Source organism: Bradyrhizobium elkanii WSM2783, assembly GCF_000472865.1.
Lineage (GTDB): Bacteria > Pseudomonadota > Alphaproteobacteria > Rhizobiales > Xanthobacteraceae > Bradyrhizobium > Bradyrhizobium elkanii_A.
On sequence record NZ_AXAP01000007.1, the window covers coordinates 33,825 to 48,922 of the forward strand.

Genomic DNA, 15,098 nt, shown 5'->3' on the forward strand with positions numbered 1-15,098 from the left:
GCAGCACGAGCGATTTTTTCGCTATCAGTCAGCGCGGAATGATGCCACCCGAACTTAGTGCCGAAGGCGCGACCCTGCCAATCAATATCCTAACACGAGGCTTCACAATTGCCGACATAGGCTCCAGACGCAGCATTCCAAGGTAACGTACGGCTACAATTTCTCGTCAATTGGATTTCCAGAAACGTAAAAGTAAATTTAGTTGAGAAGATCACGTTGGATTGCAATGTTTGATCTCACGTCGGGGCCTGCAGACCCCCGGCATCCAAGACGGTTCTCCGTCCAAGTTCTGCTCACTGCTCGAGGTCGTGTGACCTCGTGCGCTGGGCGTTTGGACCGAAACATGAGCTGCATTTCTCCAAAATGTCCCAGTAGCGTTTGTTGCTGCCGTCGAGCCGCGTTGGGTCGCTCGGACGCGGCAGAACCGGCTGAGGCGGCACGATGAACTTGGTGTCCTTGGCGCTGCGACGGCCGATCTCGCTTCTGGTGATGGTTATAGCCGTCGCATGGGTGGGCTTTCTGGCGCTCGATCGCATGCCGCGCGACATCTTCCCGGATCTCGGGGTGCCCGTTCTGTACGTCGCCCAACCCTACGGGGGAATGGACCCCGCCCAGATGGAAGGATTCATCGTCAACTATTATGAGTACCACTTCCTCTACATTACAGGCATCGAACATGTCGAAAGCAAATCGATCCAGGGCGTAGGGCTGATCAAGCTTCAATTCCATCCTGGGACCGACATGGCGCAAGCTACGGCGGAGACGGTCGCCTACGTCGATCGCGCTCGCGCGTTCATGCCTGCGGGGACAGTGCCGCCATTTGTGATGCGGTTCGACAGTGGTAGCGTTCCGGTCGGCGATCTCGTCTTCACTAGCAAGACGAAAACCGTCGCCGAACTTCAGGATGCGGCGCTCTTCAAGGTGCGCCCATTGTTCGCGACCTTGCCAGGCGTGTCGGCGCCGCCGCCGTTCGGGTCGAGCCAACGGACCATCCTGGTTCATTTGGATCCCGACAAGCTGCGATCCTATAACATGTCGCCGGACGAGGTGGTGCAGGCATTGGCCGCCGGCAACACGATCAGTCCATCTGGCAATGTCCGCATCGGCGATCTCATGCCGATGGTGCCCCTCAACTCTGTTGTCGGAGATTTCAAGGGGCTGAGTAACATTCCCATCCGCTCGCACGGAACACAGACCGTGTTCATACGTGATGTCGGAACGGTCGAAGACGGCGCCGACATTCAGACCGGCTACGCACTCGTCAATGGGCGCCGCACCGTCTATATCCCCGTCACCAAACGCGCGGACGCTTCGACCCTTGCGGTCGTCCAGGCCGTCAAGGCCAACTTGCCCCGCTTCCAATCCGTACTGCCAGACGACGTTCAGGTAAGTTACCAGTTCGATCAATCCCCATACGTGGCTCGCGCGATCCAGGGCCTATTCGTTGAAGGAGCGCTCGGTGCGATCCTAACGGGTCTCATGGTGCTGCTTTTCCTGCGGGACTGGCGCAGTTCGCTCGTCGTCGTCCTGAATATTCCGCTGGCAATCCTGGCGTCGGTAATCGCGCTTTGGGTATCGCGTCAGACGATCAACATCATGACGCTGGGTGGGTTGGCATTGGCTGTCGGCATCCTGGTCGACGAAGCGACCGTCACCATCGAGAACATTCACACGCGTCTCGGTGATGGCCATAGCCTAGCCCGCGCCGCAAGCCTGGCCACGGCCGAAACCACGCTGCCTCGCTTCGTGGCCATGCTCTGCATTCTGGCGGTGTTCATTCCAGCCTTCTTCATGACCGGCGCAGCACACAATCTTTTTGTGCCGCTCGCCTTGGCGGTGGGCTTCGCGATGGTGGGGTCGTATCTGCTTTCGAGCACGTTTGTGCCGGTACTATCGGTCTGGATGCTGCGCAATCCGGACACGCAACACAAATCACAAGAGAGCGTTTTTGATCGATGCCGCGCCAGATACGATCGGCTTACGCGCACGATCATGAAGCACCGACGCATTACCGTGCTTTCTTACCTGGTTGCGACCGGTGCCATCATTCTCGTGGTCGGCAGCTCGCTCGGCACAGAGATATTTCCGACCGTGGATACCGGCCAGATGCAATTGCATCTTAGGGCTCCGGCGGGAACTCGGATCGAGCGTACTGAGCAGATTGCGCTGCGAACACTCGATATCATCAAGCGCGAGGTGGGGCCTGACAATGTGGACATTAGTCTTGGCTTTGTCGGAACGCAGCCGCCCAACTACCCGATCAATACCATCTATCTCTGGAGTTCCGGGTCCGAGGAAGCCGTGCTGCAGGTGCAACTAAAGCGTGGCGCCGGAATCCGCATGGAGGATTTGAAGGAGCGGCTGCGCAAGAAGTTGCCGCAGGAACTGGCCGGTGTACGCTTCTCGTTCGAGCCAAGCGACATCGTCAGCCGGGTGATGAGCTTCGGCGCGCCAACCCCGATCGAAGTCGCTGTGAGCGGGCCGAGCTTCGCCAACAGCCGCCAATATGCCGATAAGCTGCGAGCGAGGCTGGGACAGGTGCCGACGCTGCGAGATCTGGAATTCGAGCAGGAACTTGATTACCCGACGGTTGCTGTCGCCGTCGACCGCGAGCGAGCGGGCGTTCTGGGAGTAACGACGGACGACGTGGCGAAATCGATCGTCGCGGGTACCTCATCCAGTCGCTACACCTCGGCCAATTATTGGGCCGATCCAAAGAGCGGTATTGGATATCAGGTGCAAGTCGAGATCCCCGAGCGCCGGATGAATTCGCTGGAAGAGGTGAAGAACCTGCCAATCGCTCGCCGGTCGGGCCAACAGATCGACCTTCGCAATCTTGCTCACGTTACGGATAGCACAGCGCTCGGCGAATATGACCGCTACAACATGCAACGGATGCTGACGCTTAGCGCGAACATCTATGGTGAGGATCTAGGACGTGTAGCAAGCCATGTGCAGCAGGCGATCAGCGATGTAGGAAAGCCGCCAAATGGGGTGAGTGTGACGTTGCGCGGGGCGATCCAGCCGATGGCGGAGATGTTCGGCGGCCTCCGTCTGGGACTTTTGACAGCGGTGGGCGTCATCCTTCTGGTGCTGGCCGCCAACTTCCAGTCGTTCCGGCTTTCCCTGGCAGTGGGATTGACGATTCCCGGCGTAGTGGCGGGAGTTGTAGTCATGCTTTGGTTGACCCAGACCACGCTCAACATTCAATCGTTCATGGGCACGATCATGGCGATCGGTGTCGCCGTGGCAAACGCCATCCTGCTTGTAACCTTCGCAGAGCGCAGCCGCGCTGAAGGCCGCGAGCCGTGGGAGGCAGCGATCGAAGGCGCACGAAGCCGCCTGCGTCCGATCTTGATGACGAGTTTCGCGATGCTGGCGGGAATGTTGCCGATGGCACTCGGACTAGGCGAAACCGGAGAGCAAAGCGCACCCCTTGGGCGGGCGGTGATCGGCGGTCTGCTCGGCGCAACCTGCGTTACCCTCATCATATTGCCCGCGATCATAGCCATACTCCAGTCGCGACATACGCCGATTTCCGCGTCGCTGGATCCTGACGACCCGCATTGCCGCCATTTTGAGCCGGAGTCGCAGCTCGGGGCTGTGCGGTATGCTGGCGACCGAACAGCGAAGTCCCGCGAGCTGGCGGCGGAATAAGCGAACGACCAGAATGGATCCTAGAGGTGACGTACTATGAATTTCAAAAGCCGAACCGTCATCAAGGTCTTGTTAGTCGGCCTCGCAGCAGGAACCATCGCTGTTGAACGGCAACACTTGGCGGCATCGCCATCACCAGTGAAGCAAACAAAGATCGATGACCCTCCGCGGGTCGAGGTTGTGCGGCCACGCCGAGTCACGGTGGCTCAACGTCTTCAAACCAATGCGACCCTCGAAGCTTTTGAGGAAGCGGATCTCTTCGCCAAAGTCGCAGGGTACCTGTCAGAGGTTCGGGTCGACATCGGCGATCACGTGAAGGCAGGTCAAGTGCTCGCGGTCATCGACGTTCCGGAAATGAAGCAGGAGCTTGCCGAAGCCAAGGCCGAGCTGGAATCCAAACGAAGTGCGCTGGAGAGCGCGCGCCGTCAGCTGGATCACAACAAGGCAGAGCTGGCGCTTCAGGACGCCCTGGCGAAGGACCGGGAGCAGCTGGGTCAGGGACGGAACTTCATCAGCGACCGGACACTCGATCAGGTGCACGCCAACGCGGCCATCGCCAAGGCGGATCTCGGTGTCGCGGAAGCGAACAGCGATCTCGCAGCCCACCAGGTCGATGTGGCCGCCGCCACCGTGGAGAGAATCAAGACGCTGCTCGCCTATACGCAGATCGTGGCGCCTTTCGATGGCGTGGTCGCGCGGCGCCAGGTGAACCGGGGCGATTTAGTCCAGGCCGCCGCGGCCACGCGGACGACGCCGTCCGCCGGATCGCTTTTCACACTGCAGCGGATCGACACGATCAGGGTGTTCTGCGACGTTCCGGAGAACGACGTGCCTCACCTTCACGTCGGCGATCCGGCCGTTATCAAGCCGTCTGGATTCGACGGTAAGCCATTCATCGGCAAGGTAACCCGCTTCTCACTGCGCCTCGATCCCGAGACCCGCGACATGCGGACCGAAATCGATTTGCCCAATCCCGACGAACGGCTTTATCCCGGCACGTATGCGGAGGTCTCACTGGAAATGAACCGACGGCCCGATGCGCTTACCGTACCCACCGCTGCCGTAGGTTCGGATGATGGCGGCAATTTCGTCTACGCCATCGCTGCCGATCGGGTCACGCGCCTCGCCGTCAGGACCGGTCTCATCGATAACGGTCGCATTGAGATTACGGCGGGCCTGTCGGAGGCGACAGCGGTCTCGGCGACCACCAAGGGCATTCCGTCGCTTGGAACGGTGGTTCGGTCGGCGATGGTTCGCGAGAACACCTAACATCGACGCCGAGGCCTGCGGCGTCGGGTCAGTAGTTTTGTCGAACCAATGCCTCATCCTCCATACTCGCGCCTTCACTTCATTACTTGGCGCAAGTTCTCTCAGCCGCCAAAGCTGTTTGCGCTTCCGCCTGTGTCGGATGAGCCGTGCCGATAACCTTCATTTCACCAGGGGCAGGCTGGGCAGTGACAACTTTACATTTCATCGTCGCGGGATCTTGAGCTACGTAGAACGCGGAAGTGCCTGATGGGGGCGCTTGTCCGGTAGTTTTGTCCTGCTGCGCAAATGAAGGTGCCCCAAATGCGAGAATGGCGACCGTCGCTAAAAGAATTTTCGTCATGGTATCTACCTCCTAGCATTGGACAGCGAGCAAATAGAGGCAGCCGACAAAGGTTCCAGCGATGACGGATTTATTTCTCTACTGGAATCCCCGCAGGGGCGCTTCGTGTTTGCCCGCAGCGTGATCGATCACTTCGACGGTGTTGCGCGATATGCGCGATGAAGCGCCGGGTCTTGGGGTCGAATGCGGCGTGGTCGAGGGTGCTGTCAGCTGCACTCTGTATCTTGATGACGCCAAGACTCTGCAGAGGCATCCTTGCCTCGCCGCGGTTTCCGGCAAGTTTGGATTTGCAGGGTCAGTATCTCGGTCGTGCGAATTCGCCCACTCGCGGGCGTGCGAAAAAGGTTCGCGTGACGGCAGGATCGCACGAAGCTTTCGCGTCGCCGGCAGGTTTTCCATGCGCTCGCTCCATCGGCAAAAAGCCACGTCGCAGCCTCCCCGTAAAGTGGTGACCGCACAATATTCCGGCCCGTTGCCGTCCGGACCTTCCTCATGTCAGCGCTCTGGTTTGGAGGAAGGGAACGGTGACGAGTGAGACCGTTAAACTCTTCGTGATGGGTTTGCCGTGCTTGCTACTCGGAACACGGCTTGGGCTGAGATTGTTTGACTACATTGACGAAGCGATGTTCCGAAAGATCGTCCCTCGCTTTGTTGCTGATTTCGGGAGTCTTGCTGGTTATCTGACAGCCGATTGACAGCAGCGACGGCAATCGGTTTATTCCATTCATGGGGGTGTGCGATCCCCCCACGAGGCGACATGCCCAAGAATCGCGTCCGAACTTCACCAAGGACGCCGCATGTCTGCCATCAACTTCTCTTCTCGGATTCGACTTTTCACTCGCGATCCCGATTCTCGCGCAAACTCGGCACGCATCTGGATAGGGCGCCTGCTCGGCACCAGCGGCGTCGCGCTCCGGGCTCTCGCGATCTCAGCCGCGATACTTCCTCCGGCGCATGTCGCGTCGCGCCCTCTTGATGTCCCGGCGACTACCGCGATTCGTGACGCGACCCAGCCGGTCCTCACCACTCATATCGACGATCTCGCCCCCGCGCTGGCGACGCGGGCAAGGCCACAAGAGACGTTGCGAGGAGTCGTCGCGGAGGTAGACCAACGCCACGACCGGATCACCGTGCGCCTGACCCCGCGCGCGACTGCGGACCTCAAGGTACAGGACGGTCTGCTCTTCGATTCTGTTCGTTATGGCGACCAGGTCGAACTCACTGTCGAGACCATCAATGGAGAGAGGACCATTGTTGAGCTTACGAAGGAATAGATCGTGGTGTGTGTTTGCGAACATGCTTTGCCATACGCTTCGCAGGTCCGCTTCCGGCAGAATGGTCAACCAGCGGAGGATCGCGACCGTGCGATGATCGCGCGTACTAGACTCAGAAATGGGTGATGGGCTTGTTGTCCGGCCCGAGCAACGTGGAAGGCGCCTCCTTGAAAACCAGGCTATCTGGGGCGAACTTGATTGTCTTCCCGCCTACCACAAAGTCGGCAAAGTTGTGGGGAATCGCCGAATGAACGCCAGTGGCTAGGAAATCAGCGAGTAAGAAGCAGATGTCGGGCCTTCCGCCAGATCCGGCCGCTAGAAATCCTTGGAAGTTCTGACCTGCGACTTGCGCCTTCTTGCGCGCCGACCAGTTGGTATAGCGCCGATAAAGCTTGGGAAAGATGGCAGGTCCCTCGTCCGTGGCCAGCACGCTGAGGTCGCCGACCTTTGGTTCGCGCAGATTGAAATCGAAGGGACCAATCGTATTGGACAGAAACTTCCACACAAGCGTCTTCTTTGACCGTGCGGTTTTTGCAAGGGCGAGAAGCGCATTGATTTCATCATTGGTCATGCTTGAGTAGAACGTAGGATATGCCCAGCCATGCTCGACCAGCCAGTGATTCAGATTTACCGCCTGGCCGTTCACCGTCACTTCGATGTCGCCAACCAGCCGTCCGTAAGTGTCGAACACCTCGTTTGGGGTATCCACTTGGGTCACAACCCGACAGTCGAGGACCGTCTTTCCCGTCGACGTGAGAAAGTCGTGCAGCGCCTTCGCCGATGTGGCCCCCAGTAGCTGACGATAGAAGTGGATGAGACCTTTGTATGCCGCCAGCTTCGTCGCGCTCAAGCCGTTCTTCTCCTTCGCCGAGAGCGCAGATGGCTGATAATGGAGCTCGGTGGCATCGATTCCCTGCAGTCGGATTGTGACTTTTCCGTTTTTGATGGGCGGAGTACTAAACTTGCCCTTGACCTTCGCATTGTTGAACACATGCGTCGGGTGAAATGGCGAAGAGCTGTCCTTGCGGAATTTGATCGCGTCGGGCCCGACGCTTAAAATGACTTTTGTAGTGTCAGCGTCCGATTGACCGCTTGGCCAGAACTGTTTGAGCTCAATTGTGCCGTACACTTCGAGCAATCCTGCCGGCATTAATAATTCCCCCTGCCAATAAGTAAGCGAAATTCAAGAATTCTGTTTCTCCGAAGCACCCTACGGCAAACCAAGGCTTTCCCTCGGCGCTCAGCTCTTCAACTGTTCCTTGATCGTTTCTGAGGCCCTCAACGCCAGCGCCGCGACAGTCGACGTGGGGTTCGCCGTTGAGCTGGTAGGAAATACGCTGCTGCCCAGCACAAACAGGTTCGGGTGGTCATGCGCCCGACAATATTTGTCAACGATCGACGTCTTGGGATCGCTGCCCATCAGGGTCGTACCCATGATGTGGCCGGAGCCACCATAGATGGTGGTGTCCGGTGGGTCGGCCTGCATGACACGATCGGTCGCGCCGAGTTGATCAAAGATGAACTTGTGAACGTCTACGACCGTCTTGAACGAGTTGCGAACGTACTCGTCATCATCAAGATTGTAGCTGATCATTGGTTTGGCGATGCCGAGCCCATCTGTATTGGTGGAAAGCGTCACGCGGTTGGTCTCGCGCGGCAGCTGCTCGCAGGCACTGTTCAGCGTGATCTGACGGGTCATGTGATCGTTGATTTTCTTCCGCAGATCGGTTCCGAACAGGGCAAAGTTCTCGACGAAATCCAGAATTGTCCCGTTCAGGTTCTGATTGCCGCTCGGGTCCTTCGGGGGAATGAAGTTTCCGCGGGGGGAGCCCGTTTTGGTGCTCGCCCAGCCGTCATTCTTGATCGAGGTCTTGAAGCCGGCGTAGCGCGCGCGAAAATCGCCGTCGCGGAATGCCGCAATATCGGAGGTGGTCTGCGGTCCGCGGAAGGGAAAGAGTGGCTGGGGCGCCAGTGCGAAAGATTGCTTGATGGGGTGATCCATCAGATAGCGACCGACCTTGTCACTGGAATTGGCAGCCCCGGACGACAGCAGTATCCGGGGATTTTCGATGCCGTTGGCGGCGAGCACCACGATGCGCCCTGACGCGCGGTCTTCGGTTCCGTCGGGCCGCTTGTACCAAACGCGCGATACCCACCTCTGCTCGGAGTCAACATCGAGCTTGGTGACGACCGCCTGTGTTCGCAGAACGGCGCCCGCGGACAATGCCTTCTCGACATGAATGACGGCTTCGTATCGCGCCTTGATCGGACATAGGGGCACACACGACGTGTGGCCGTCGCATTCGGGGCGGCCCGCATAGGGTCGAGAGTTGATCGCATGCGGGACCGTATTGACCTTCAGCCGCAAACCATGATCCGGAACTTTCTTGTCATTGATGACGCGCGCGAGTTCATTGTCGAGGAAGCTAGGCGCGAGGGCCGGCATCGGGAACGGTTCGCTGCGATAAGCTCCCCACTTCCGTTCGTAATAGTCTTCATTTTCCTCATCGCTGCCGGCAACGCCCATCTCGTATTCGGCTTTGACGTACCAGGGTTCGAGCTCGCGATAGGTGATCGGCCAATCAAATCCTACCTTGTAGAGCGTCTTCATCCTGAAGTCGTTGGGAAGCATCCGGATGTAGATGCCCTGCCAATGCCAGGTTGAGCCGCCGACGATGCGCTCGTAATAGCTCTTGAAGAAACGCTTCTTGCCGATCGCTTCGGCGGTGTAGTCGTAATAGTTCTTGCCGCCGTCTTCGATCGGGCTCGGCTGCAGGAAACGGTATTTGCCGGGATCGGTCTTCGGGTCGACCTTCGGATCGACCGGCAGCACATCATCACCGCAGAAAGGCGAGTCCGGCGCCTTGGAAGGAGAATTGGTGTAGTTGTGCACCATGGCCCAGCGGCCGAGCGAGTCGGGAGGTACACCGCCGGCCTCCAGGATCAGGACTCGGAAGCCGTCCTTCGCAACCTGATGCGCAACCATTGCGCCAGCCACGCCGGAACCGATGACAACGAGGTCGAATTCCGCTTGTTCGAGAATCGGTCGCATGATCATGTCTCCCGAGCAGCCATTGATCGGTGATCCGGAGTATTTCGGTTCAGGGACGAGAACCGGACCCTCTTGCTCTTGGCGTCTGTGTCGCGTCAGTACCTTTCTAGTTAAAATGCGTGATCGCCAGTCGAAGGGCAGTCAGACGATCGGCGGTTTGCTGGCCCAATAGCGGCGAGGCCCGCCCGGCGTCATCGGCGCGTGCGCATGGATCACCTGCCAAATCATGCCGCGGCTGTACTGCTCGGGCGTGCCATAGACCCAGATCTTCTTCCGAGTGTCCGCAGGATCATCCTGCAGCGGCGGCTTCGGGCCCGGTGTAATATCGAGCGGAATGTAAAAGGCCGAAATGTACCAGAGATAGATGAGCTGCTTCGCGCCGGCTCGCACGGCGGCATCCGACGACATCCAGATCGACTGCTTGACCTCATTCTCACCCGGGTTGCCCCCAGGTATTGCTCGATAGGCCCGTATCAGCAGGTCCAGGTTCTTTGAGAGCTGGGGATGGGTAGCAAAGCGCTCCATGTACTGGTTTGCGATGTGCCGGTCGAGCTCGGCAAGTCCAGTCAGCGACTTCGACACGCCGATGAAACTTTCGAGATACGCAAGATCCAGATCGTAGCCATCCGGCTTCGGTAGTGCGTCGTAGTGAACGCTGCAGAGCGGATCGCCTTCCTCCCACAGTTCCATGACGGCTTTCGCTGATCCCGGCCAAAGGACGGCCGCAGTTGCGCTGGCCATGGCGACCTTTTCGAGAAAGTGTCGTCTGCCAAGATCGATCTTGCTGGAGAATTCCGAATATTTGGAGTTGGCTGTTCTCATTGCCGTCTCCGTCAAAACGTCGGTCGTTCGTCACCGCGGTGCGGTCGGAAAAAGTCAGGCTAACCTTGCATCCGAAAGAACAGGCGAAGTCGCAAAATATTCAACTACTCATTGAACGTAGCGGCTTGCTTTCTGATTCGGACATGCCTTACTTGTTGTATACGAGAAGAAGAGTATCTCCTGCGCGAATTCTCTATGATCTAATTCACACAATCCTGCCTTTCTTTTGAGGGCTGTCGGCCAAGACGTCGTCGGATTGTGGATCACTGTCAGTGTGCGAGCAACAACAGTCCGCTGCTACTTTAGGCTTCACTTGGCGTCGCCGTGGTTACGGTTGGGCCAAGTACAAGTAAGGGACCAGTTCTGATTGCAAGCGATCGACCGGTGATTGAGGATCAGGTGCGCGAAAAGCTTCAATCAGATGGCCATTCGACGTGCAGATCGTTCGTGACGGAAGATACCTTGAGCGGTCGGCTCAGACAGACAATCAAGGTCGCGCAGACCGGAAGGTTGCGGGTCGAGGGCGAAGACGTAAACTAAAGATTCCCTGTGTGCCCAGACCTGTTGGCACTGGAGGGGATCGGCATCCCCGATCGAATCCCTGACACCGATGTCGGCGACCCGACCGGTCTGGATGCCGAATAAACTTCGCCCGGCAAGCTGTCCCGACCGGAAGGAAGTAATCTGAGGAGAACGGGCGGCGGCAACGGCTGCGCCCGGCGGATTGAGGGTCTTGCTAACGCGAAGTTCCCCGGGTTGTTTCCGGGTCCGAGCTCCGTCATCACGTGGAAGAGAGCCCGACCCCCGTTGACAAACTAGTCCTCACGGGACTTACTTGCGCCATGGGGAAAGCGATCTCCCCACGAGGCGACATGCCCAAGAATCGCGTCCGGTATTCACCAAGGACGCATCATGTCTGCCATTATCCAGATCCCATCCTCCAAGCTTTCTGATCTGATGGCGCCTTTGGCTGCCGGCGTTTCCAGCGCCCGGCTGATTGCCCGGCCATGTATCGGGAGGCTGCTATGACCTACACCATGAAACCGCTTTCCTGCGATCCCAGCCGCGTGCACGGCATGTCGGAGCGGATGATCATCAGCCATTACGAGAACAACTATGGCGGCGCAGTAAAGCGGCTGAACCTGATCGATGAGAAGCTTGCTGAACTCGATTACGGGACCGCGCCGGGCTTCCTGCTCAACGGATTGAAGCGTGAGCAACTCATCGCAAGCAATTCGATGATCCTGCACGAAGTGTTCTTCGATGGCCTTGGTGATGAAAGCGAGCCCGGAACAAGCTTGAAGGATGCGCTCACGCGCGATTTCGGTTCATATGAACGCTGGCGTGGCGAATTCATTGCAATGGGCAAGGCGCTGGGTGGCGGCTCCGGCTGGGTACTGCTGACGTGGTCGCCGCGTGACCGGAAGCTCGTCAATCAATGGGCATCCGATCACTGCCATACGCTTGCCGGGGGCACGCCGATCCTGGCGCTCGATATGTACGAACATTCCTATCACATCGACTACGGCGCCAAGGCTGCCGACTATGTCGGCGCGTTTATATCGGCCATTAATTGGTCTGCCGTCGAACGGTCTTACGAGGGTCTCTCAAAATGACGCTGTTCGCTCCTTACGGACACGCGGCAGGCGGAGGCCTTTCTATCCAACCAAGGAGGTTCACAATGGGTCTCAGATATTTTCTGGCGGCTTCAATTCTGGCGCTGTCGTCCGCGTCAGTTGCGAATGCGCAGACCATCGACTGGAACATCTTCACCGAGCCGTTCGTCCCCAGTGCGCATGCCCAGGCAATCGAGTGGCAAAAGATCGATGAGATCTTCGGTCGGAAGCCGGCAGTTTCCGGCGAGGTGCATCGCTATGGATTCCCGCGCAGCGATCTGACAGTCACTTTGGATGGCGTGACCATCAAGCCGACGCTTGCGCTCGGTGGCTGGGTCGCGTTTATGCCGATGCACGGCGAAGCCATGGTGATGGGCGACCTCGTGCTCCTGGAAACCGAGATCAATCCGGTCATGGCCAAGCTTGTCGCCGGCGGGCTTGAGATCACCGCCGTTCACAATCACCTGCTCCGGGCGAGCCCTGCGACTTTCTACATGCATGTCGGCGGTCATGGCGATCCCGTGAAGATGGCTGCTGCCATCCGCGACGCGCTGGCAGTGAGCAAAACGCCGCTGGCGCCCTCGGCAGCGGCCGCACCGCCCGCCATCGACCTCGATACCGCCCAGCTCGATCAGATCATCGGCGCCAAGGGACAGAACAATGGCGGTGTCTACGCCTTCGCCGTTCCGCGGCGCGATCCGATCAGCGAAGCTGGGATGCAACTCGCACCGGTCGGCCCGATGGGTGTGGCACAGTCCATCAATTTCCAGCCGACGGGGAGCGGCAAGGCAGCTATCACCGGCGACTTCGTGCTGACCGGCGACGAGGTCAATCCTGTGATCAAGGCGCTGAAGGCGAACGACATCGATGTAACGGCGGTCCACAACCACATGCTCAACGAGCAGCCACGCCTGTTCTTCATGCACTTCTGGGCCAATGACGATGCGATCAAGCTGGCCAAAGGGCTGCGTGCGGCACTCGACAAGACGGCGAGCACCAAGAGTTAGGTGAGGAGCAAGCAACACGGACCAGAGTCAAGAGGGGGCCGGGATGAAGCGAGTCGTCGTTGCGTTGTCCATGCTGGCAGGCTTTCTGGCCGCCGATTGCGCGGCCGAGGCGCAAACGTCCTGCAAGGTATGCGCCGAGCAGCACAAGGCATGCATGAAGAACTACGCGGGACCTGCCTGCAAGACCGAGTACCAGATGTGTCTGAAGTCGTGCAAATCGAAGCCATAAGCATGGGCAATTCTCGTGCGGGAACACGCGTCGGATATGCCGCCGTCGGATTGCTGGCCATGCTCACGCTCTGGAGCGGCAGTGCCTCGGCCGAAGAGTTGAAGAAGTTGTCGGGCGCACAGATACGCGCGCGGTTTTCTGACAGGCAGCTTACCGATGAGGTGCACTGGCGCGAAGTCTACCAACGTGACGGCACGTTCAGAAGTTACTCGATGGGCAAGGTGCTAACAGGCAAATGGTTCGTTCGTTCAGACGATCTCTGCCTCGACCTTCCGGAGCCGGATGACGGGTGCTTCGAGGTGGCATCGTCGGGTTCATGGATTGTCGTGACCCCGAGGGGACTGGGCCTACCGGCTGTCGGCGTTCTCGAGCCCATTTCGGATCGCGAATAGCCAGTTTGAGCGGTCGAACTTGCAAGGGAATGGAGCGATGAGGAGCCAGCGATGATCAAGAGAAAAGAGCGGGCGTCCAAACGGACTCCTGGCGACAGCGAGTCAGCGCGAGCGCCCTGCTCGTCTACCCTCGTCTTCTATGGCGATCCGCAGCTCGTCAGCGACGCCTTCGCACTGGCGCTCAACGTCATGCAGCGCACGAGTGAGTTTGGAGTTTCCGGCGGGCCACGCCGATCACCAGAAAGGGGCACAGGTGACGACGACAATGCAGGCAAAACACAATAGCAAGAGTGAACTGGCACGGTATTTCCTTCGCCTTGGCTTTCTCGGCTTCGGCGGCCCGGTTGCACTCGTCGGTCAAATGGAACGGGAGCTGGTCAACGACAAGAAGTGGCTGACCAAGGAGCAGATGCGGGAGTCGATTGCCATCTGCCAGTCGCTTCCCGGCCCGCTCGCGATCCAAGTCGGCATCTATGTCGCCTGGCTTCGCTGCGGCTTCTGGGGTGCCTGGATCGGCGGCTGGTGCTTCATCCTGCCAAACTTCATCATCGTGGCGGCGCTCGGCGCGCTCTATGTGTACCTCGGCGACTTGCAGCCGGTGACGGCCATCTTCTATGGCGTCAGCCCTGCGGTGATCGCGCTCATCCTGCACTCCTGCTATCGCCTCGCGAAGCTCGGCATGGAGGATTGGCTGCAGTGGGCCATCGCCGTCGTTTGCCTGGTCGTTACCGTCGTCCTGCAGGCCGAAGTGGCACTGCTGTTTATCGGCGCCGGCATTGTCGGGATCCTCTACTACGGAAACATCTTCAAGCGTTCCTCGACCGCGATGCAAATCGTCGTCATCCCCGCCGCTGCGCCGGCCGTCACCCCGGTCGTGACTGGCTCCACGCTTGGCAAGCTTTTGCTGTTCTTCCTCAAAGCCGGGTCACTGACCTTCGGCAGCGGGCTCGTCATCGTGCCGTTCCTCGAGCAGGGGCTCGTTCAGCAATATGGCTGGCTCAACGAGAGGGAGTTCCTGGTCGCCGTGGCGATCGGAATGATCAGTCCGGGGCCGGTCGTCATCACGGCGACCTTCGTCGGCTATCTGGTCGCCGGTTTCTGGGGGTCGCTCGTCTCGACTGTCGGCATTTTCCTGCCGTCATTCTTGCTGGTGCTGATCGCAGCCCCGTTGTTGGCGCGGCACCGCGAAAACCCGAACGTGCAGGGATTCGTCAAGGGTGCCTACGCAGCAGCGATCGGCACGATTTTGGGCGCCTGCATTCTGCTTGGAAAGATCGCGATCGGTGATTGGCTGACGATTGCGATCGCGCTCGTCTCGCTCGCGGTTCTGTTCCGCTGGAAGGTCAGCAATCCCATGCTCGTTGCGGCCACGGCGATCGTCGGCCTCGTTGCCTATCCGTGGCTACAGCCGGCGTGGGTGATGATCAAGTGACAGGTTTC

General features: G+C 58.9%; 12 protein-coding genes. 8 read left to right on the forward strand and 4 right to left on the reverse strand.

Going from position 1 to position 15,098, the window contains the following annotated elements:
• The first annotated feature begins 441 nt into the window (after positions 1-441).
• Both YY7_RS51100 and YY7_RS0108855 read left to right on the forward strand, forming a co-directional pair.
• Positions 442-3,657, forward strand: a complete 3,216-nt coding sequence (locus tag YY7_RS51100; RefSeq protein ID WP_063623364.1) for an efflux RND transporter permease subunit — start codon at positions 442-444, stop codon at positions 3,655-3,657.
• Between the two features lie 117 nt (positions 3,658-3,774).
• On the forward strand, positions 3,775-4,926 hold the full coding sequence (locus YY7_RS0108855; RefSeq protein WP_196237238.1) for an efflux RND transporter periplasmic adaptor subunit: 1,152 nt from the start codon (positions 3,775-3,777) through the stop codon (positions 4,924-4,926).
• 82 nt (positions 4,927-5,008) lie between these two features.
• Here YY7_RS0108855 and YY7_RS57900 read toward each other — a convergent pair whose 3' ends face one another.
• On the reverse strand, positions 5,009-5,266 hold the full coding sequence (locus YY7_RS57900) for a hypothetical protein (RefSeq protein WP_080663633.1): 258 nt from the start codon (positions 5,264-5,266) through the stop codon (positions 5,009-5,011).
• 797 nt (positions 5,267-6,063) lie between these two features.
• Between YY7_RS57900 and YY7_RS56420 the strand changes: the two genes are divergently transcribed.
• Entirely contained in the window at positions 6,064-6,540 is a 477-nt protein-coding gene (locus tag YY7_RS56420; protein WP_051396606.1) for a hypothetical protein, read from the forward strand.
• A gap of 112 nt (positions 6,541-6,652) precedes the next feature.
• On the opposite strand, the gene YY7_RS0108865 is transcribed toward YY7_RS56420, so the two are convergent.
• The 3 genes from YY7_RS0108865 to YY7_RS0108875 form a co-directional block, all read right to left on the reverse strand.
• Complete coding sequence (locus YY7_RS0108865; protein WP_028162929.1) at positions 6,653-7,690, reverse strand: thermonuclease family protein; 1,038 nt, start codon at positions 7,688-7,690, stop codon at positions 6,653-6,655.
• A 90-nt stretch (positions 7,691-7,780) separates the two neighbouring features.
• Complete coding sequence (locus tag YY7_RS0108870) at positions 7,781-9,592, reverse strand: GMC family oxidoreductase (RefSeq protein ID WP_028162930.1); 1,812 nt, start codon at positions 9,590-9,592, stop codon at positions 7,781-7,783.
• A 141-nt stretch (positions 9,593-9,733) separates the two neighbouring features.
• Positions 9,734-10,414, reverse strand: coding sequence for a twin-arginine translocation signal domain-containing protein (locus YY7_RS0108875; RefSeq protein ID WP_028162931.1), 681 nt, complete (start codon positions 10,412-10,414; stop codon positions 9,734-9,736).
• Between the two features lie 1,025 nt (positions 10,415-11,439).
• Between YY7_RS0108875 and YY7_RS0108890 the strand changes: the two genes are divergently transcribed.
• The 5 genes from YY7_RS0108890 to chrA all read left to right on the forward strand — a co-directional run bounded on the left by YY7_RS0108890 (position 11,440) and on the right by chrA (position 15,090).
• Positions 11,440-12,030 (forward strand): superoxide dismutase, encoded by a 591-nt coding sequence (locus tag YY7_RS0108890; protein ID WP_028162932.1) that lies wholly within the window; start codon positions 11,440-11,442, stop codon positions 12,028-12,030.
• Positions 12,031-12,095: 65 nt separating this feature from the next.
• The gene (locus tag YY7_RS0108895) at positions 12,096-13,037 is read left to right on the forward strand and encodes a DUF1259 domain-containing protein (RefSeq protein WP_028162933.1); all 942 of its coding nucleotides are present in this window, start codon (positions 12,096-12,098) and stop codon (positions 13,035-13,037) included.
• Positions 13,038-13,080: 43 nt separating this feature from the next.
• The gene (locus YY7_RS0108900) at positions 13,081-13,266 is read left to right on the forward strand and encodes a hypothetical protein (protein ID WP_028162934.1); all 186 of its coding nucleotides are present in this window, start codon (positions 13,081-13,083) and stop codon (positions 13,264-13,266) included.
• Positions 13,236-13,658, forward strand: coding sequence for a hypothetical protein (locus YY7_RS0108905; RefSeq protein WP_028162935.1), 423 nt, complete (start codon positions 13,236-13,238; stop codon positions 13,656-13,658). The genes YY7_RS0108900 and YY7_RS0108905 overlap by 31 nt, the downstream gene beginning before the upstream one ends.
• Positions 13,659-13,860: 202 nt before the next feature.
• On the forward strand, positions 13,861-15,090 hold the full coding sequence (gene chrA / locus YY7_RS0108910; protein WP_196237239.1) for a chromate efflux transporter: 1,230 nt from the start codon (positions 13,861-13,863) through the stop codon (positions 15,088-15,090).
• Positions 15,091-15,098: the final 8 nt, after the last annotated feature.

What these genes read in the sequence shown, in the direction of transcription:
- YY7_RS0108875 (WP_028162931.1), bottom strand. Translation starts at nt 10,414, where the DNA reads ATGAGAACAGCCAACTCCAAATATTCGGAATTCTCCAGCAAGATCGAT.
- YY7_RS57900 (WP_080663633.1), bottom strand. Translation starts at nt 5,266, where the DNA reads ATGACGAAAATTCTTTTAGCGACGGTCGCCATTCTCGCATTTGGGGCA.
- YY7_RS0108890 (WP_028162932.1), top strand. Translation starts at nt 11,440, where the DNA reads ATGACCTACACCATGAAACCGCTTTCCTGCGATCCCAGCCGCGTGCAC.
- YY7_RS51100 (WP_063623364.1), top strand. Translation starts at nt 442, where the DNA reads ATGAACTTGGTGTCCTTGGCGCTGCGACGGCCGATCTCGCTTCTGGTG.
- YY7_RS0108870 (WP_028162930.1), bottom strand. Translation starts at nt 9,592, where the DNA reads ATGCGACCGATTCTCGAACAAGCGGAATTCGACCTCGTTGTCATCGGT.
- YY7_RS0108865 (WP_028162929.1), bottom strand. Translation starts at nt 7,690, where the DNA reads ATGCCGGCAGGATTGCTCGAAGTGTACGGCACAATTGAGCTCAAACAG.
- YY7_RS0108895 (WP_028162933.1), top strand. Translation starts at nt 12,096, where the DNA reads ATGGGTCTCAGATATTTTCTGGCGGCTTCAATTCTGGCGCTGTCGTCC.
- YY7_RS0108900 (WP_028162934.1), top strand. Translation starts at nt 13,081, where the DNA reads ATGAAGCGAGTCGTCGTTGCGTTGTCCATGCTGGCAGGCTTTCTGGCC.
- YY7_RS56420 (WP_051396606.1), top strand. Translation starts at nt 6,064, where the DNA reads ATGTCTGCCATCAACTTCTCTTCTCGGATTCGACTTTTCACTCGCGAT.